Raw genomic sequence first — 16,632 nt, 5'->3', positions numbered from 1 at the left:
CCATGCCCGACACGATCATGGCGGCGCCGGTCGCCCTGCCGATGCAGCTGCGGCGCGCGCCCATCCTGCCCGCGACCGTCAATTCCGAGGCTAGATCGGTCGACGTCGTCTTCACCACCGGCGCAGCCGTCCGGCGGCGGCGCTGGACCGGCTGGGACACCTCCGTGCCCTTCGACGAGATCCTCGAGGTGAGCGACCGCGCAGTGGACCTGACGCGCCTCAACGCCGGGGCCCCGGCGCTCGACAGCCATTCGGTCTGGTCCTCGCATTCGCAGGTGGGCGTGGTCGAACGCGCCTGGATCGAGGGCAAGGAAGGCAAGGCCACCATCCGCTTCCCCCGTGAGGGGCTCGACCAGGCCGCCGACCGCATGTTCGGGCTGATCAGCGACGGCATCATCCGCAACGTCTCGGTCGGCTATTCCATCGAGCGGGTGAAGGTGGTGGAGTCCGCCGCCAAGGGCGAGGTCGAGCAGCGCATCGTCGAACGCTGGACGCCGCTCGAGGTCAGCTTCGTGACCGTTCCCGCCGATCCCCGCGCGCAGGTCCGCGCCGCGGATCAGGCCAGCTATCCCGTCGAGATCGTCGACACCCGCATGCAAAAGGAGGCATCCATGCCTGAGAGCACGACCAACGTGGCCGGGGATGTTCCCGCCAGCCATGAAACCCGCCAGCCGCCTGTCGCGGCCCCGGCGCAGGCCGAACAGGCCGCCAGGCGCATGCCGGAACCGGCTGCCGCACCCGACAGCGAGGCCATCGCCACCCGCGCCCGCGAGGCCGAGCGAGACCGTGTGTCCACGATCTACGACCTGACCGGCCGTCTGAACCTCGAACGCAGCTTCGCCGAGGACCTGGTCAGGCGTGGCGTCAGCGTCGACGAGTCCCGTCGCCTGATCCTCGACCAGGTCGCCGCCAAATCGGACGAGACCCGGACCTTCCCGCATGTCTCCGTGCCCCTCGGCGGCCGCGACGAGCGCATCACCCGCCGCGACGCCGTGGCGAATGCGCTCCTGCACCGCTACAGCCCGACGCTGTTTCCGCTGGAAGATGCCGCGCGCCAGTATCGCGGCATGACGCTGCTGGAACTTGCGCGCGAAAGCCTCGGCAATGCCGGGGTCAACACGCGGGGCCTGTCGCGCGACGAGGTGGCGACCCGGGCGCTGCATTCCACCTCGGACTTCCCCGAGATCCTGTCGGCCGTCACCAACAAGACCCTGCGGCAGGCCTATGACGCCTATCCCCGGACCTTCGCGCTCTTCTGCCGCCAGGTGCTGGCGACCGACTTCAAGTCCATGCACCGCGTCCAGCTGGGCGAAGCGCCGCAGCTTCTGGAGGTCGGCGAAAGCGGCGAGTTCAAGCGCGGCACGCTCGGCGAGAGCAAGGAGAGCTACCGCGTGAAGACCTACGGCCGGGTCGTGGCCATCACCCGGCAGGTGCTGATCAACGACGATCTGGATGCCTTCACCCGGATCCCGGCGATGTACGGCAACTCCATCGCCCAGCTGGAGTCGGACGTAGTCTGGGGCATCATCACCGCCAACCCGGCGATGGCCGATGGCAACGCGCTGTTCCACACCACGCACAAGAACCTCGCAGGCACCGGTGCGGCACTGGATGTGGCGAGCGTCGGCGCGGCCCGGGCGGCGATGGCGCTGCAGACCGGCCTCGACAAGAAGACCGTGTTGAACATCCGCCCCGCCTTTCTGATTGTCCCCGCGGCCCTCGAACTGAAGGCCGAGCAACTGGTCGCCCAGAACCTTGTCCCGGCCGACAGCGCCAAGGTGGTGCCGCAGTCGATCCGGACGCTGTCGCCGATCAGCGAGCCGCGCCTCGATGCCGCCAGCGCCACCTCTTGGTATCTCGCGGCCTCGCCCAACCAGATCGACACCATCGAATACGCCTATCTGGAAGGCCAGCAGGGCGCCTATATCGAGACCCGCAACGGCTTCGACGTCGATGGCGTCGAGATCAAGTGCCGCCTCGACTTCGGCGCCAAGGCCATCGACTGGCGTGGCCTCTACAAGAACCCGGGCGCGTAAGGTCAGATGAGGCCGTAGAGGTCGCGCCGCCCGTGCACGGCGCGGACGATCTCGATGTACTCGCCGTCGATCCGGTAGAGCAGCAGGTAGGACCCGCTGACCAGATAGCGCAGCCCGGGGCGGATATCGTCCCGGGCCGGACCCATCTGCGGATTGTCGGCCAGATGCGACGCAACCTCGTCCAACCTGTCGAGGACGCGGTCGGCTGCGGACGGATCGTCCTCGGCGATGTGCGTCCAGATATCGATCAGGTCTTCGCGGGCCGTCCGCGTGAAGAAGATCCGTGGCATGCGTGTCAGGACGCGCTTCTGCGGTTCCGGGCCTCGCGCTTGATGTCAGTCATGGTCGTGCCCGGCTCGGCGCGGCCGCTGGCAAGGCCCGCGTCCCAGAGATCTCCGACAACGCGACGGGCCCGCCACTCGCGCAGCGCCTCGCGGACCACTTCGCTCGACGAGGCATAGGCGCCGCTGCCGACCGCCTCCTGCAGCAGAGCGGCGTGTTCGTCGGTGATGGAAATGCTGATCTTGCCGGCCATGTCCGATCCTCCTGCCGCAAAGGTAGGAAAAATTCGCACTCCTTGCAACCACGATCCAGAGGGGAACCTCCATGAAAACCTACGTTCAGCCCGGCAACACCATCACCCTGACCGCGCCCTATGCCGTCGCCGCGGGCGATGGCCTGCTCGTCGGCTCCGTCTTCGGCGTGGCCTCCGGCAGCGCCGCCCTCGGCGAAACTGTCGAAGCCGCGCTCGTCGGCGTCTACGAGTTGAAGAAGCTCGGCTCGCAGGCATGGGCGGTCGGCGACCGCATCTACTGGGACAACACCGCCCGCCAGACCACCAAGGTCACCACCTCGAACACGCTGATCGGCGTGGCGACCGAGGCAGTGGCGGGCGGTGCGGGCGATGTGGTCGGCCGGGTGCGCCTGAACGGGGCCTTCTGATGAGCGCCTTTGCCGCCGCCGTGGGTGCGCTCTTCGCCGATCCGAATATCGGCCGGGATGCGGTCTACATCGCCGACGGCGGCGCGCCCGTCCTGGTGCGCATCGTCGCCCGGCGTGCCGATGCGATCACCGACTTTGGCGATGCCAGGCTCTGGTCGGAAACCACGCGCATCGATCTACGCGTGGCCGAGGTGCCGAACCCGCGCCCCGGCGACCGCATCGAAATCGACTCCGAGGCATTCGTCATACAGGGCGAGCCTGTCCGTGATCGCGAACGGCTGGTCTGGACGGTCGATCTGCACCCGGCGTGACGGCGATGAAGTTGAAGCTCGACATCGATCCCGACATCGTCGCGATGATGGCGGCCGAGGTCGCAGCGGGCGAGCGCGCGGTGTCCGCTGCGATCCGCGAGGCCGGGACCGGGCTGAAGGCCGCCTGGCGGCTGCAGATCACCGGCGCGGGGCTCGGGCCGCGCCTTGCCCGCACCATCCGGTCGGAGCAGTTCCCCAAGACCACGCCCAGCCTGAACGCGGCGACCGTGGTCTGGTCCAACGCCCCGGTCATCGTCGGCGCCCACGACACCGGCCCGCTGATCCGCTCGAAGAACGGGTTCTGGCTGGCAATCCCCACGCCCGCAGCAGGAAAGTCCCTGCGCGGGGGCCGGATCACCCCCGGCGAATGGGAGCGCCGCACCGGCCTGCGCCTGCGGTTCATCTATCGGCGTAGAGGCCCGAGTCTGCTGGTGGCCGAGGGGCGGTTGAACACGAAGGGCCGCGCCGTGGCGTCACGGTCGAAGACTGGCCGAGGCCTCGTGACCGCGCCGATCTTCCTGCTGGTGCCACAGGTGAAGCTGCCGAAGCGGCTGGACCTGGCACGGGATGCAGCTCGGGCGCATGACGCGGTGCCGGCGCTGATCGTGGCGAACTGGGTGGATGGGAGGATTGTTTGAACGGCAGCAACCCGCGCTTTTGCTTTCGTCCGACGAATGTCGGCTTCAGGTACCTCTTCGCCTCATTTTTCACAGGCAGACCTACGAGGTCGCTACTGGCCCAAGCGGTGGCTTTCGCGTATCAAGGAATGACAAAACTAACGAAAATGGAACACCATGACAGTCGACGACTTCATCGCTTTGATCAAGAAGAGTGGACAGCATGATTGTCTTTACCCTGCATTCCCCAAGTGGCGTGTCGTTTGAGGTGAAGATCGCCTGTATCCGAGCGCTAGACAAGGATTTTCTGCCGCAAGCGGCACCTGCGGTCGCGCAGACTGCTGGATCTGGACGGATCAGACCGCGAAGCCGCTGTTTCCTTGCCCAGGGGCGGCGTTTTTCAGCGCAGCGGACAGATCTGTCCAGCCGCTTTCGTTCAGTTTGAGCGTGGATCGCGATCATGCGCATAGCGGTGGCGCTCGCAATCGGCGGATAGCGGCGAGGATGGCGCGTACCATCGTGCCGGTGACAGCGACCTCGGCCAGCTGGAAGGTGATGGTGCGGGCGTGACGGACCACACGTGCCCCGATCTTGATCAGCTTCAGTTGCAGGCTGGTCAACGACCAGTCGGCCATGGCCTCGGGCAGCTCGATGCAGTGCAAGAAGGTGGCCAGGTTGTACGCCAGGGCGTGCAGTTGCAGCCGCACCTCATTGTCGCGGAACTTCCGGCACGACAGCCGCGTCCAGCGAAAGGCGTATTTGCCCTCTTTGATGTGCTGCTCGGCGGTGCCGCGCTGGTTGTAGAACCGCACCACCCAGTCCGGCTCCATCGGCAGGTTGGTGACGATGAAGCCGACACGCGGGAACAGTTCGCCCGGATGCCATTCGATCTTGGCGATCACCCGGCGTTCCTTGTCCCAGGACGCCGCCTGATACTCGAATTCCTCGAAGAACCGCTTGACCTTGGTCAGTGACGGCCGCCCGACAGGGCGCGTTAGCCGATGCGCGATCTTGTCCTTGAGGACCGCGTTTGCGGGCAGCCGGATGGCGTAGAAGAACCGCGCTTCTTCCAATCGCTCATAGATCGCCGGGATCGCGTAGGCAGCATCGGCCCGGAAGAACCTGCCACCAAGGTCGCGCTCCGCGTAGCGCGCAATGACGGGGTCGAGAACATCACGCCAGCCATCGGCGCTGTGGACGTTGCCATGGCGCAGGGCGCAGCGTTCCAGCATCCCGAACTGGTTGAACAGAAAGTTGGGGTGATAGCAGCTACAGTCGAAATGGCCATTCCAGGCGGACCCTTCCTGGTCGCCATGGGTCGGGCTGACCGAGCTGTCCATGTCCAGAACGATGTACTTCAGCCCGTTACGGTCATGGAACCGGTCGATCCATTGCCCGTTCAGGTCGGCCAGCGCGGCACGGTTCCCGGCCAGAGCCAGCGTCTCGGTCTCGAACCGTCCCATCTGCGATGCCGAGGCCGCTTGTGCATCGACCGCTCTGCCGCCGACAACTTGGCGCATGACCGGATCGCAGGCGAGACGGTTGGCGTCGTTGACATCCTCGTATCCGGCCAGCCGCCCAAAGACTGATTGCCGGAACAGGCCGTCGAGCCGATGGACCGTGTTCTTGCCAGAGCGAGTATCGCGCAGCGCCGCTGACGCCAAATCGGACAACCCGAGCGCGTCATCAAGCTCGCGCATCACCAGAAGGCCGCCGTCGGAACTGAGCTGCGTGCCGCGAAATTCCAGCCGCACGCGAGGGTCGAAATCCACCCGATCTGCCCGTTGCAAGCCCGCACCCTCTGGGTGATCCATGAAACGCGCCCCTCGCAGCCTTCAACACCATGTTTTATATAGGAAATATAATGGTCAGGACAGCGAAATCAGCGCCTTACTTGGGAAATGTGGGATCCTATGTCATTCGACATAAGTTGATGACACTGAAACCGGTCAAGAACCTCTATTCAGCGGATATGGTTACAGGCGGTTGTCAACTTGAATACGCAATTGACCGAGGTCCGGTACAGACTGGATTGCTCGCGCACCGAGCCAGATGTGGACAGGCCGCCTGTGTAATACCTGCATATTCAATTTTGGGGGTAACTCTAATTGGAATGTGGGTCGGACAACGCGCTCCTTTGCTGTGCGAGAGCGGATCCGTTCGATCAGTTTCGGTTGTGCGCGTGATCCAAACAGTCTGAAATTTCTGGGCGGATACCTTTGAGGCACAGGTTCCGCCTTCATCCTATCCAATCGCATTTTATCCAATAAGGAGCGGGCACCATGACACAGCAAGAACTTACCAAGCCACGCAATCGCCGGGCACGACATCCGAAGATCGTCATCAATGCCGATGATCTTGATCATCTCGAAGCGCTGGCAGAAGGCGCCATGGCGCGAAATGCCGACCTGGCCCACCGATTGGTCAATGAGCTTGGCCGTGCAACGGTCCTACCTGCGAGAAAGATGCCGGCGAATGTGGTCGGAATCGGAAACACGGTCACGTATCGCGATGAAACCTCTGGTCAGAAAAGAACGGTGACGCTTGTCTATCCGGAAGACGCAGATATCTTGCAAGGCAAGATTTCCGTCATGACCCCGATCGGGGTGGCGCTTCTTGGATTGCCCGAAGGTACGTCGTTTCATTGGGACACCCGAGCGGAACAGCGCAGAACGTTAGCCGTGATATCAGTCTCGTAATAATACTGAGGGGGGTCTTGGCCTTCTCTTCAGCGATTGAGCGACTTCATGGCGCGATCGGCTAGAAAGCCTAGTCGAGCTTGCAAATCGCGACAGCGAAACCAGCCCGCTGTCGCGATGAAACCTAGAAACTCCAGCCCCGGCTCATCCAAAGATGGGACCAGCGCACGAGTAATCTTCGAGGATTGATCTGTGCTAAGTGGCATGGTGTTGTGCCGGTCTAACTCTTTAGCATCTGGTCCATGATCTTCACGCCCGCTTCGATCTTTTCTTCGGCAATAGACGAGTAGCCCAAGCGAAAGAACGGGCAGGGATTGGGTGGATTGGCGAAGAAGGGGCGCCCATGCTCGATAAGCACCCCACGCGTTGCCAGCATCTCCGCAAAACGCGCCGACTCCACTTCTTTGGGGGCTTCGATCCAGAGGCTAGAGCCGCCATGCCGCGCGGCGCCGGCAATTCGAAACGGGGTTCTCTCCAGTGCCTGCGTCAGTGTCTCGCGCCGATGCCGAAACGCCTCCCGCAGACGCACGATATGGGCGTCGTAATGGCCGAGCGCGAGGAAATATCCGGTGACGCGCTGCATGTGCCCCGGCGCGTGCCGCAACATCATCGCGCGCAGCGCCCGCGCCTGTTCGATAAACGGCGCTGGCCCCACAACATACCCAATGCGCAGCCCCGGAAAAAGCGCCTTCGAAAAGCTGCCGATATAGATCACCCTGCCCCCACCATCGAGGGATTTGAGCGCCGGAGACGGCGGCTCAAGAAAGCTCATCTCGAATTCGTAGTCGTCCTCGATGATCAGGAAATCGTTCTTGTCCGCCATCGTCAGAAGCTCGCGGCGCTTCTGGATCGGCATCGTGGCACCGGTCGGGATCGAGTGGCTCGGCGTCACAGCGACAAGCCCGGTATCAGGTGGCAAGGACGCGGGCTCGAGCCCCTCTTCGGTGCAGGGCACATAGTGGATCGGCATCTGCGCAAATTGAAAGGTCGCCGCGAAATCGGGAAAGCCCGGATCTTCCATCACCGCGACCCGATCCTTGCGCGCCAAAAGCTGAACCGCCAGCCAGATCCCGTTTTGCGCGCCAAGCGTGATCAGAACTTCTTCCGGTCGCGCACGAATACCCCGGCGCGGCAGCGTGTTACGGCAGATGAAGTCCACCAGCACGGGGTCATCGACAGCCATGCGTTCATCGGCAAGATCGGTGAACTCACGCGCACCAAGCGCCCGGCGGGCACAGTCCCGCCACGCGGCGTGATCGAACAGCGTGGGGTCGGCCTGACCATAGAGGAAGGGATATGGATAGCTCCGCCAGTCGAGCGGTTTGGAAATGCGCCGCCGCGCCGTCAGATCCTGTTTGAGCCAACGGCCCCAATCGACGGGCTGTGAAAAGCTCAGCGCATCCTCCCGGCCGATCCGCCGATGCGGCACTTTCTGCGAGACCGCAAAACCAGATCGCGGCGCGCTTTCAAGATACCCCTGCGCGACAAGATCCTGATAGACCAGCGTGACGGTCAGACGAGAAATCCCAAGATGTTCAGCTAGTTGCCGGGTCGATGGCATACGCGTTCCGGGCAATGTCCTTGCCTCGAGAATGGTCGAGACGATCGAACTGGTAAGCTGCATCTGCAGGCTGCGCCGGTCCTGACGATCAATGAAAAACATCTCGGCAGAGAGCCGACCGACCAGATTCTCGCTCATGACAGCACGCCCTCATTCTGGACTTAAGAGTAGTCTGAACTGGATATAACCCCAGTCACACCGTGGTGACAATGTGTCGCAAGGCCGAGCCGAAGAATCGGCCGCACTCAGGGAGCTACACAATGAAAATGACGTTCAAGGCGCTTAAGGGCGCCATGGTTGCCGCATTGCTGGCAACCACCGCACTGCCTGTATCCGCCAAAGAGTTTCGCGTCGCAGTAGGCGATGGCGCGGGCGGTACGCAAGAGGCACTCGGCCTTGCCTTTGTCGAAGCACTCGAAGCGAAGACCGGCGGCGCCCATACCGCAAAGCTCTTCCTGAACGGTCAGCTCGGCGACGAGCAGGATACCGTTTCCGCCGCCGCGACCGGCACCCTCGATTTCTCGATCCTCGCGATCAACAACATCACCCCCTTCTCGCCCTCGGTCGGCACGCTGACCCTGCCCTATGTGATCCTGTCGCTTGAGGACGCCGAGAACATCACCCAGGGCGAAATCGGCCAGCAAATGGTCGACAAGACCGTCGAAGACGCCGGCGTGCGCATCATCGGCTGGGCCTACTCGGGCTTTCGCGTCCTGACCAACTCGAAGCACCCGGTGACCACGGTCGCCGACCTGCAAGACCTCGTGGTCCGCGTGCCCAAGAACGAGATCATGATCGAGACCTACAAGTCCTGGGGCATCAACCCCACGCCCATGGCCTGGGGCGAGACCTTTGCCGCGCTTCAGCAAAAGGTCGTGGACGGTCAGGACAACCCCTACATGACCGTTTACGCGATGAAGTTCGACGAGGTGCAGAAATACGTCACCAACATCCGCTACATCTTCTCGATCGAGCCGCTGATCGTCTCGGAAAGCCTGTTCCAGTCGCTCTCGGCCGAGGAACAGCAGCAGGTTCTGGACGCGGGTCACGAGGCGACGCTGGCCTCGGGCGCATTCCTGCGTGCCGAAGAAGCCAAGATCAAGTCCGAGCTTGCCGCGCGTGGCATGGAGATTTCCGATCCGGCCGATGGCGAGCAGGAGTTCATCGACCTCGCCACTGCGAAGGTCTGGCCGAAGTTCTACGACACGATTGGCGGCAAAGAGGTGCTCAACGGCGTCCTGACCGCCCTTGGCCGCCCGACGGTCGAGTGATCGGCACGGGGCCGGCCCTGCCGGCCCCGACCTTGTCCCCAAGCAGGTGCTCACATGACTTCGTTCTGGCGTCATCTCGACAAGCTCGAAAGCTACATATGCCAGGTGCTGCTGGCGGTATTCGTCGGTCTGCTCTTCGTGCAGATCGTCTCGCGGCAGATGTTTGGCAGCTCGATCACCTGGATCGAGGAGCTGTCGGTCATCCTCTTCGTCTGGTTTGCCTATTTCGGTGCAAGCTACGCAGCCCGGATGGCGGCGCATAACCGGATCTCGTTCCACCTCAATCGCATGGACCGCCGCCGCGCGCGCCTGATCGAGGCATTCGGCGACCTGTTCTGGATCGGCTTCAACGCCGTGTTCATCTGGCAGTCGATCACCTTCATCTCGTTGCTCAAGCCCTTCGTGAAGGCCCAGACCCTGGGTTGGCAGATGCGGTGGGTCTACCTCGTGCTGCCGATTGCCTTCGCGCTGATGACGCTGCGCATCCTGCAGGTGAATTACATGAAACTGGTGCTCGGCAAGGACCCGCGCGATCCCGACAAGGTCGAGATCGACGGCATGGGCGACACCACCGAGGGAGGTCGCGCGTAATGGACGGCTACCTGGTAGAAATTCTCTTTGGCACCTTTGCCTTCCTGATGGTGGTGGGCGCGCCGATCACCGTGGCACTTGGTTGCTCTGCGCTGGCCGCGATGTGGTATCTGGGCGACAACCCGATCAAGATGGTCCAAATCTCGTGGTCGTCGGTCGGCTCTTTCCCCCTGATGGCACTGCCCTCCTTCATCCTTGCGGGGGCGCTGATGGAGGCCGCCGGCCTGTCGCGGCGCCTGATTGCGGTGGCCGAGACCATGGCCGGACCCTTCACCGGCGGCATCTCGGCCGCGACGGTCCTGGCCTGCCTGTTCTTCGGTGCGATCTCGGGTTCCGGCCCGGCGACGACCGCGGCCGTGGGGATGCTGATGATCCCGGCGATGGCACGGGCCGGATATGCGCGGGGCTATGCGGCCTCGGTGACGGCGGCGTCGGGTGGTCTGGGCATCATCATTCCGCCCTCGATCCCGATGGTCATCTTCGGCATCTCGGCCATGGGCCTTCAGCCGCCCGCCGAGGCCGTCGAGAAGTTCGGCACCTTCCAGAGTGTCTCGATCTCGAAACTCTTCATCGCGGGCTTCTTCCCCGGCTGCCTGATGGCGGGGATGCTGCTGGCGAACAACTACATCCGCTGCCGCGCTGCTGGCTATCGGGGTTCGGCCGAGCCGCTGTCGCTCTCGAAGATCCTGCATGCGAGCTACAAGGGCTTTTGGGCGATCATGGCCCCGGTGGTCATCCTGGGCGGGATCTATACCGGCATGTTCACCCCGACCGAGGCGGCGATCGTGGCGATCTTCTACACGCTCTTCGTGGGGGTGGTGATCTATCGCGAGTTGAACCTGCGCCAGATGGTTGCCGCTCTTGAGACGACAACCTGGCTGGCGGGGCGCGTGCTGCTGGTGCTGTTCACCGCCACCATCTTCGGCCGCATCCTGGTCGAGAACGGTGTGCCCGCCGTCATCGCCAAGGGCATGTTGTCGCTGACCGACAGCCTCTACGTGATCTGGATCCTCGTGATCGCGCTGCTCTTGATCGTGGGCATGTTCATGGAGACGCTGGCCGCGATCATGATCCTCGTGCCGGTGATGTTGCCGGTGGCCTACCAGATGGGGATCGACCCGATCCACTTCGGCATCGTGATGATCTGCACCCTCTCGATCGGGTTCCAGACCCCGCCACTGGGCGAGAACCTGTTCATCGCCTCGGGCATCTCGAACGTGTCGATGGAGGAGATCTCGCTGCGGGCCCTGCCCTTCGCCATCACCGGAGCTGTCGCGATCTACATCATCGCCTGCTTCCCGCAAATCGCACTCTGGCTGCCGCGCGTCGTCGGCTACTGAGGGAGGATAGAATGCTCAAAGAGATCAAGACGATCCTCTACGCGACCGACCTGTCGAACACCTCGGTCTATGCCTTCCGCTACGCGGTCTGCCTGGCAAAGGCGCTCGATGCGCGGCTGCATATCCTGCACGTGGTCGAGCCGATGAGCGAGGATGCGCGGGTCACGCTGCACTTCTTCATCAATGACCCGCTGGCACGCGAACAGGCCCTCAACCGGCGCTTCGAGAATGCCCGCGAACTGCTGAACGAGCGCCAGGAAGCCTTCTGGGCGCGGATGCCCTCGGACGAAAAGGCGCTGCGCGAGCGGGTGGACGAGATCGAAGTGATCGAGGGCTTCGCCGCCGAGGCCATCCTGAAACGTGCTGAAAGCCTGCCCGCCGACATGATCCTGATGGGCAGCCATGCCCACGGAATTTCCCACACATTCCTTGGCACGGTCGCCAAGCGGGTTCTGCGCCGATCGCGCATCCCGACCCTGATCGTGCCCTACGCCGAAGACTGAACCACAAGGATAAGACCATGACCAAGACCCTCACCGCAGCTGACCTGCGGGCGACCTTCGACGCCTTCAACCGTCACGACATCGACGCCGTGATGACCCATTTCGCCGATGATTGCGAGTTCACCACGGTCGCTGGCCCCGAGGAATTCGGCGCCCGTATCGTCGGCCGCGACGCCATCGCCAAGGCCTTCGTCGGTGTCTGGACCGCGATGCCGGACGCCGAATGGGCCGATCATCAGCACTTCGTCTGTGGCGATCGCGGCGTGTCGGAATGGACCTTCCGCGGCACCGATGCCGAAGGGCGGCGGGTCGAGGCCAAGGGCGTCGATCTGTTCACCATCCGCGACGGCCAGCTGGTGATGAAGCAAGCGTTCCGCAAGCAGCGGCCGGTACTCGAGCCCAAGTAACCCCCTTCCCTCAAGCGCAGGACCTACGGCAATGAATGCCTTCACCCAACGGCGCGCGAGCGCGCCCTACAACCCAAGCTACGACCCGGTAACCGACCGTTCGATCGGTCACGGCAGCGCCTATGCGCCGACCTACTGGATCGGAACGGCCGGAACCCCGCCAGCCGATGACGGCCCGGTGACGCAGGACATGGATGTCGATGTCGTCGTGATCGGCTCGGGCTACACCGGGCTGAGCTGCGCCATCCATCTGGCCAAGGAATTCGGCATCAAGGCCCATGTGCTTGAAGCCAACGGCGTGGCCTATGGTTGCTCGACCCGCAACGGCGGGCAGGCGCAGATCTCGTCGGGGCGCCTCAAGCGCTCGCAGTGGATCGAGCGTTGGGGCCTTGAAGTCGCCAAGGGCATGCACGCCGAAGTGTCGGAGGCCTTCGACCTCTTCCGCGGCCTGATCCGCGACCATGCAATCGACTGCCAACCTCAGGACGGCGGGCATTACTACATCGCCCACAAGGCCTGGATGATGCCCAAGCTGACCAAGGAAGCCGCCCTACTGCGCGAAACCTTCGGCTACGGCGCACGTATGCTGAGCCGTGAGGAACTGCATGAGAGCGCCGTCAAGGACATGGAGGCCCAAGGCGCCATGTGGGAGCCCGACGGCACCGGCATCCATGCCGCCAAGCTGGCCTTCGGCTATCTGCGCATCGCACGCGAACTGGGCGCCAAGGTCCATGTCGACAGCCCCGTCGAGGGGTGGGAGACCAAGAACGGCGTTCACCACCTGCGCACGCCGGGCGGCACCGTTCGCGCCCGCGCCGTTGCTGTGGCGACGGCTGGCTATGCGCCGCGCGGGCTGCACCGCCGTCTGCGCGACCGGATCATGCCGATCATGTCGAACTCGATCACGACGCGGGTTCTGACGCCATCCGAGTTGGCCGCCTGCGGCTTCAAGGTGACCTCACCGCTGACCGATACGCGCACGCTGCGCCACTATTACCGACTGCTGCCCGACAACCGGGTACAGATCGGCTCGCGCGCGGCGATCACCGGGCGCGATGCGGACAATCCTGCCCACCTCGCCGCCCTGCGCGAGGGGCTGGCACGCAAGTTCCCGGCGCTGCGCGGCATTCCGCTGGATTACAGCTGGTGGGGTTGGGTCGATGTCAGCCACGACATGATGCCGCGCATCACCGCGATGCCCGATGTACCCAATGCCTACTATGCCTTGGGCTATGGCGGGAACGGTGTGATGTACTCCGCTCAGGCCGGACGGCGCATGGCGCAGCTGGTCGCAGGCCGCGGCGCCGACATCCCCCAACTGCCGATCTTCCGTGACGAGCTGCCCCACGAGGGCTGGAAAACGCCGTTCCGGCGCCTCGGCCAATGGGGCCTCTACAAACTTTACCACTTTCAGGACGAGCGCGGCTGAGCCCGCGTGAACAAGGAGAAACGCACATGAAAATGACCACTGAAGAAGCCTTCATCAAAGTCCTCCAGATGCATGGCATCGACCAGGCTTTCGGGATCATCGGCTCGGCGATGATGCCGGTCTCGGACCTGTTCCCGAAGGCAGGGATCAAGTTCTGGGATTGCGCCCATGAAACCAATGGCGGGCTGATGTGCGATGGCTACATCCGCGCCACCGGCAAGATGGCGATGGCCATCGCGCAGAACGGCCCCGGCGTGACCGGCTTCGTGACGGCCGTGAAGACCGCCTACTGGAACCACACGCCCATGCTGCTGGTGACCCCGCAGGCCGCCAACAAGACCATCGGCCAGGGCGGCTTCCAGGAGATGGAGCAGATGCGCCTGTTCACCGACAGCGTCTGCTATCAGGAAGAGGTGCGCGACGCATCGCGTATCCCCGAAGTGCTGAACCGCGTGATCCTGAAGGCCCTGCGCGGCTCGGCCCCGGCGCAGATCAACATCCCGCGTGACATGTGGACCCAAGTGATCGACGTCGATCTGCCTCAGATCGTGAAGTTCGAGCGGCCCGCCGGTGGCGAAGAGGCCGTGGCCGAAGCCGCGCGCCTGCTGTCCGAGGCACGCTTCCCCGTGATCCTGTCGGGCGCGGGCGTTGTGCTCTCGGGTGCGATCACCGATCTGGCGAACCTGGCCGAACGCCTGGATGCGCCGGTGTGCTCGAACTACCAGCACAACGACAGCTTCCCCGGCTCGCACCGTCTGGCGGTTGGCCCGCTCGGCTACAACGGCTCGAAGGCCGCGATGGAACTGATCGCCAAGGCCGATGTCGTTCTGGCACTGGGCACGCGTCTTAACCCGTTCTCGACCCTGCCGGGCTATGGCATCGACTACTGGCCGAAAGAGGCCAAGATCATCCAGGTCGATATCAACGCCGACCGTATCGGGCTGACAAAAAAGGTCACCGTGGGGATCGAGGGCGACGCGGCCAAGGTGGCGCGCGGTATCCTCGCGCAACTGTCGGGCACCGCGGGCGACGAAGGCCGCAAGGAACGCCGCGAGCTGATCTCTCAGACCAAGTCGCGTTGGGCGCAGGAACTCACCTCGCTCGATCATGAGCAGGACGATCCGGGCACCGTCTGGAACGAGGACGCCCGCACCCGTGACGCCGATCTCATGAGCCCCCGCCAGGCATGGCGCGCGATTCAGGCCGCGATCCCGGAAGATGCGATCATCTCGTCGGATATCGGCAACAACTGCGCCATCGGCAACGCCTACCCGGCGTTCGAAAAGGGCCGCAAATACCTGGCTCCGGGCCTCTTTGGTCCCTGCGGTTACGGCTTCCCCTCGATCCTCGGCGCCAAGATCGGCTGCCCGGATGTCCCGGTGATCGGTTTCGCGGGTGACGGCGCTTTCGGCATCTCGATGAACGAGATGACCGCCTGCGGCCGCGACGACTGGCCGGCGATCACCATGGTGATCTTCCGCAACTACCAGTGGGGTGCGGAAAAGCGCAACACGACGCTGTGGTACGCCAACAACTTCGTCGGCACCGAGCTTGACCGCGACACCACCTACGCCGGGATTGCACGGGCCTGTGGCGCGCATGGCGTGCAGGTGCGCTCGACCGAGGAGCTGACCGAGGAACTGCGTAAAGCGGTTGATCGTCAGATGACCTCGAAAGAGACGACCTTCATCGAGGTTCTCCTGAACCAGGAACTCGGCGAGCCCTTCCGCCGCGACGCGATGAAGAAGCCGGTCGTTGTGGCGGGCATCGACCCCGCGGATATGCGTGCGCAAAAAGGCGCGCTCTGAGCCACTGGGGGCGGCGCCCATCCGCCCCCAGAACCTGCCCGGCCCCCCTCCACCCTACCTCGGGGCCGGGCAACACCCCGTCTTGACCAGATTGGATCTTCCATGACCGCCCTGCTGGCTTCCCCGGCTGCCGTGCGCAGCTATTTCCCCGGTTTTGTCGTGGCGCTGCTGATCGCCGTGACTGCCCAGTTCCTGTCCGAGCACTATGGCGCACCGGCGATGCTCATGGCGCTGCTGCTTGGGCTTGCGTTGAACTTCCTGGCCGAAGACGGCAGTGCCACGGCGCCCGGCATCGCCATGACGGCGCGCACGGTGCTGCGCTTCGGCGTGGCGCTCCTGGGGGCGCGCATCTCGGTCGAGATGCTGGCGCAGCTCGGCCCGCAGTTGATCACACTTGTCGTCGGGGGCGTTCTGGCCACGATTGCCTTCGGCCTGATCCTTGGCAAGATCACCGGCCGCGATTGGCGCTTTTCGCTGCTGACCGCAGGGTCGGTCGCGATCTGCGGCGCATCGGCCGCCATGGCCATCGCGGCCATTCTGCCGCGCCACGACCGCGCTGAACGCGATCTGAGCTTCACGGTCCTGTCGGTGACCGTTCTGTCCACCATCGCCATGGTCCTCTACCCGATGCTGTCCGCGCAACTGGGTTTCGACGCCCGCGCGGGTGGCGTGTTCCTGGGCGGCACCATTCACGATGTGGCGCAGGTCGTTGGCGCAGGCTTCTCGATCGGGCCTGAGACTGGCGAGACCGCCACGCTGGTCAAGCTGATCCGCGTATCCATGTTGGCACCCGTCGTTCTGGGGGCGTCGCTCATCATCCGGGCCAGCGGCGCGCATAAGGGAACCGAGGGCAAACGCCCGCCGATCCTGCCCGGCTTCGTGCTTGGCTTCCTGGCGCTTGCGGCGCTGAATTCCTTCGGACTGATCCCTCAGGTCGTCGCGGAAGCCGCCAACGTGGTCTCGCGTTGGGCCCTGCTGACGGCCATCGCCGCTGTGGGCGTCAAGACGTCGCTTGCCAAGGTGCTCTCGGTCGGCACCGGCGCGATTGCCACGATCGTCGCGCAAACCGTGTTCATCGGGGCCTTCGTCCTGATTGGCCTTCGTTTCCTGGGGTAAG

General features: G+C 64.0%; 17 protein-coding genes. 13 read left to right on the top strand and 4 right to left on the bottom strand.

Annotation, left to right across the window (positions count from 1 at the left end; all coding sequences use genetic code 11):
• Positions 1-2 precede the first annotated feature (2 nt).
• Positions 3-2,036, top strand: coding sequence for a prohead protease/major capsid protein fusion protein (locus LPB142_RS15950; RefSeq protein WP_232230905.1), 2,034 nt, complete (start codon positions 3-5; stop codon positions 2,034-2,036).
• A 2-nt stretch (positions 2,037-2,038) separates the two neighbouring features.
• On the opposite strand, the gene LPB142_RS15945 is transcribed toward LPB142_RS15950, so the two are convergent.
• Positions 2,039-2,326, bottom strand: coding sequence for a type II toxin-antitoxin system RelE/ParE family toxin (locus tag LPB142_RS15945; RefSeq protein ID WP_071166968.1), 288 nt, complete (start codon positions 2,324-2,326; stop codon positions 2,039-2,041).
• A gap of 5 nt (positions 2,327-2,331) precedes the next feature.
• Positions 2,332-2,571, bottom strand: coding sequence for a ribbon-helix-helix domain-containing protein (locus LPB142_RS15940; RefSeq protein WP_071166967.1), 240 nt, complete (start codon positions 2,569-2,571; stop codon positions 2,332-2,334).
• Between the two features lie 71 nt (positions 2,572-2,642).
• On the opposite strand from LPB142_RS15940, the gene LPB142_RS15935 reads away from it, so the two are divergent.
• Genes LPB142_RS15935 through LPB142_RS15925 form a run of 3 tightly spaced genes read left to right on the top strand, consistent with a single transcriptional unit; the run spans position 2,643 to position 3,927 of the window.
• On the top strand, positions 2,643-2,978 hold the full coding sequence (locus LPB142_RS15935) for a DUF2190 family protein (RefSeq protein ID WP_071166966.1): 336 nt from the start codon (positions 2,643-2,645) through the stop codon (positions 2,976-2,978).
• On the top strand, positions 2,978-3,289 hold the full coding sequence (locus LPB142_RS15930) for a head-tail joining protein (RefSeq protein ID WP_028031185.1): 312 nt from the start codon (positions 2,978-2,980) through the stop codon (positions 3,287-3,289). Before LPB142_RS15935 ends, LPB142_RS15930 begins: the two co-directional genes overlap by 1 nt.
• 5 nt (positions 3,290-3,294) lie before the next feature.
• The gene (locus LPB142_RS15925; protein WP_028031186.1) at positions 3,295-3,927 is read left to right on the top strand and encodes a DUF6441 family protein; all 633 of its coding nucleotides are present in this window, start codon (positions 3,295-3,297) and stop codon (positions 3,925-3,927) included.
• Between the two features lie 437 nt (positions 3,928-4,364).
• Here LPB142_RS15925 and LPB142_RS15920 read toward each other — a convergent pair whose 3' ends face one another.
• Positions 4,365-5,720, bottom strand: coding sequence for an IS1380-like element IS1247 family transposase (locus LPB142_RS15920; RefSeq protein ID WP_078527637.1), 1,356 nt, complete (start codon positions 5,718-5,720; stop codon positions 4,365-4,367).
• 468 nt (positions 5,721-6,188) lie between these two features.
• Here LPB142_RS15920 and rnk point away from each other — a divergent pair, with 468 nt between their 5' ends.
• A complete protein-coding gene (gene rnk / locus LPB142_RS18590; RefSeq protein WP_083392713.1) occupies positions 6,189-6,605 on the top strand; it encodes a nucleoside diphosphate kinase regulator in 417 nt (138 codons plus the stop codon).
• Positions 6,606-6,825: 220 nt separating this feature from the next.
• On the opposite strand, the gene pdxR is transcribed toward rnk, so the two are convergent.
• Positions 6,826-8,304 carry a MocR-like pyridoxine biosynthesis transcription factor PdxR gene (pdxR, locus tag LPB142_RS15915; protein ID WP_156894401.1) on the bottom strand — a complete coding sequence of 493 codons (1,479 nt, stop codon included), beginning with the start codon at positions 8,302-8,304 and terminating at the stop codon, positions 6,826-6,828.
• A 128-nt stretch (positions 8,305-8,432) separates the two neighbouring features.
• On the opposite strand from pdxR, the gene LPB142_RS15910 reads away from it, so the two are divergent.
• The 8 genes from LPB142_RS15910 to LPB142_RS15875 all read left to right on the top strand — a co-directional run bounded on the left by LPB142_RS15910 (position 8,433) and on the right by LPB142_RS15875 (position 16,631).
• Positions 8,433-9,437, top strand: a complete 1,005-nt coding sequence (locus tag LPB142_RS15910) for a TRAP transporter substrate-binding protein (RefSeq protein ID WP_071167290.1) — start codon at positions 8,433-8,435, stop codon at positions 9,435-9,437.
• 54 nt (positions 9,438-9,491) lie between these two features.
• Entirely contained in the window at positions 9,492-10,028 is a 537-nt protein-coding gene (locus LPB142_RS15905; RefSeq protein ID WP_071166965.1) for a TRAP transporter small permease, read from the top strand.
• The gene (locus LPB142_RS15900) at positions 10,028-11,368 is read left to right on the top strand and encodes a TRAP transporter large permease (protein ID WP_071166964.1); all 1,341 of its coding nucleotides are present in this window, start codon (positions 10,028-10,030) and stop codon (positions 11,366-11,368) included. The genes LPB142_RS15905 and LPB142_RS15900 overlap by 1 nt, the downstream gene beginning before the upstream one ends.
• 11 nt (positions 11,369-11,379) lie before the next feature.
• The gene (locus tag LPB142_RS15895) at positions 11,380-11,871 is read left to right on the top strand and encodes a universal stress protein (protein ID WP_071166963.1); all 492 of its coding nucleotides are present in this window, start codon (positions 11,380-11,382) and stop codon (positions 11,869-11,871) included.
• Positions 11,872-11,888: 17 nt separating this feature from the next.
• Positions 11,889-12,278 carry a nuclear transport factor 2 family protein gene (locus LPB142_RS15890; RefSeq protein ID WP_071166962.1) on the top strand — a complete coding sequence of 130 codons (390 nt, stop codon included), beginning with the start codon at positions 11,889-11,891 and terminating at the stop codon, positions 12,276-12,278.
• A gap of 31 nt (positions 12,279-12,309) precedes the next feature.
• On the top strand, positions 12,310-13,707 hold the full coding sequence (locus tag LPB142_RS15885) for an NAD(P)/FAD-dependent oxidoreductase (protein ID WP_071166961.1): 1,398 nt from the start codon (positions 12,310-12,312) through the stop codon (positions 13,705-13,707).
• A gap of 26 nt (positions 13,708-13,733) precedes the next feature.
• Positions 13,734-15,515, top strand: coding sequence for a sulfoacetaldehyde acetyltransferase (xsc, locus tag LPB142_RS15880; protein ID WP_071166960.1), 1,782 nt, complete (start codon positions 13,734-13,736; stop codon positions 15,513-15,515).
• A 102-nt stretch (positions 15,516-15,617) separates the two neighbouring features.
• Positions 15,618-16,631 carry a YeiH family protein gene (locus LPB142_RS15875; protein WP_071166959.1) on the top strand — a complete coding sequence of 338 codons (1,014 nt, stop codon included), beginning with the start codon at positions 15,618-15,620 and terminating at the stop codon, positions 16,629-16,631.
• Position 16,632: the final 1 nt, after the last annotated feature.

Source organism: Rhodobacter xanthinilyticus, assembly GCF_001856665.1.
GTDB lineage: Bacteria > Pseudomonadota > Alphaproteobacteria > Rhodobacterales > Rhodobacteraceae > Rhodobacter > Rhodobacter xanthinilyticus.
Note: the sequence above shows the minus strand (reverse complement) of the source record. Positions and strands in the feature narration are given on the sequence as shown.

What these genes read in the sequence shown, in the direction of transcription:
- LPB142_RS15950 (WP_232230905.1), top strand. Translation starts at nt 3, where the DNA reads ATGCCCGACACGATCATGGCGGCGCCGGTCGCCCTGCCGATGCAGCTG.
- LPB142_RS15945 (WP_071166968.1), bottom strand. Translation starts at nt 2,326, where the DNA reads ATGCCACGGATCTTCTTCACGCGGACGGCCCGCGAAGACCTGATCGAT.
- LPB142_RS15940 (WP_071166967.1), bottom strand. Translation starts at nt 2,571, where the DNA reads ATGGCCGGCAAGATCAGCATTTCCATCACCGACGAACACGCCGCTCTG.
- LPB142_RS15935 (WP_071166966.1), top strand. Translation starts at nt 2,643, where the DNA reads ATGAAAACCTACGTTCAGCCCGGCAACACCATCACCCTGACCGCGCCC.
- LPB142_RS15930 (WP_028031185.1), top strand. Translation starts at nt 2,978, where the DNA reads ATGAGCGCCTTTGCCGCCGCCGTGGGTGCGCTCTTCGCCGATCCGAAT.
- LPB142_RS15925 (WP_028031186.1), top strand. Translation starts at nt 3,295, where the DNA reads ATGAAGTTGAAGCTCGACATCGATCCCGACATCGTCGCGATGATGGCG.
- LPB142_RS15920 (WP_078527637.1), bottom strand. Translation starts at nt 5,720, where the DNA reads ATGGATCACCCAGAGGGTGCGGGCTTGCAACGGGCAGATCGGGTGGAT.
- rnk (WP_083392713.1), top strand. Translation starts at nt 6,189, where the DNA reads ATGACACAGCAAGAACTTACCAAGCCACGCAATCGCCGGGCACGACAT.
- pdxR (WP_156894401.1), bottom strand. Translation starts at nt 8,304, where the DNA reads ATGAGCGAGAATCTGGTCGGTCGGCTCTCTGCCGAGATGTTTTTCATT.
- LPB142_RS15910 (WP_071167290.1), top strand. Translation starts at nt 8,433, where the DNA reads ATGACGTTCAAGGCGCTTAAGGGCGCCATGGTTGCCGCATTGCTGGCA.
- LPB142_RS15905 (WP_071166965.1), top strand. Translation starts at nt 9,492, where the DNA reads ATGACTTCGTTCTGGCGTCATCTCGACAAGCTCGAAAGCTACATATGC.
- LPB142_RS15900 (WP_071166964.1), top strand. Translation starts at nt 10,028, where the DNA reads ATGGACGGCTACCTGGTAGAAATTCTCTTTGGCACCTTTGCCTTCCTG.
- LPB142_RS15895 (WP_071166963.1), top strand. Translation starts at nt 11,380, where the DNA reads ATGCTCAAAGAGATCAAGACGATCCTCTACGCGACCGACCTGTCGAAC.
- LPB142_RS15890 (WP_071166962.1), top strand. Translation starts at nt 11,889, where the DNA reads ATGACCAAGACCCTCACCGCAGCTGACCTGCGGGCGACCTTCGACGCC.
- LPB142_RS15885 (WP_071166961.1), top strand. Translation starts at nt 12,310, where the DNA reads ATGAATGCCTTCACCCAACGGCGCGCGAGCGCGCCCTACAACCCAAGC.
- xsc (WP_071166960.1), top strand. Translation starts at nt 13,734, where the DNA reads ATGAAAATGACCACTGAAGAAGCCTTCATCAAAGTCCTCCAGATGCAT.
- LPB142_RS15875 (WP_071166959.1), top strand. Translation starts at nt 15,618, where the DNA reads ATGACCGCCCTGCTGGCTTCCCCGGCTGCCGTGCGCAGCTATTTCCCC.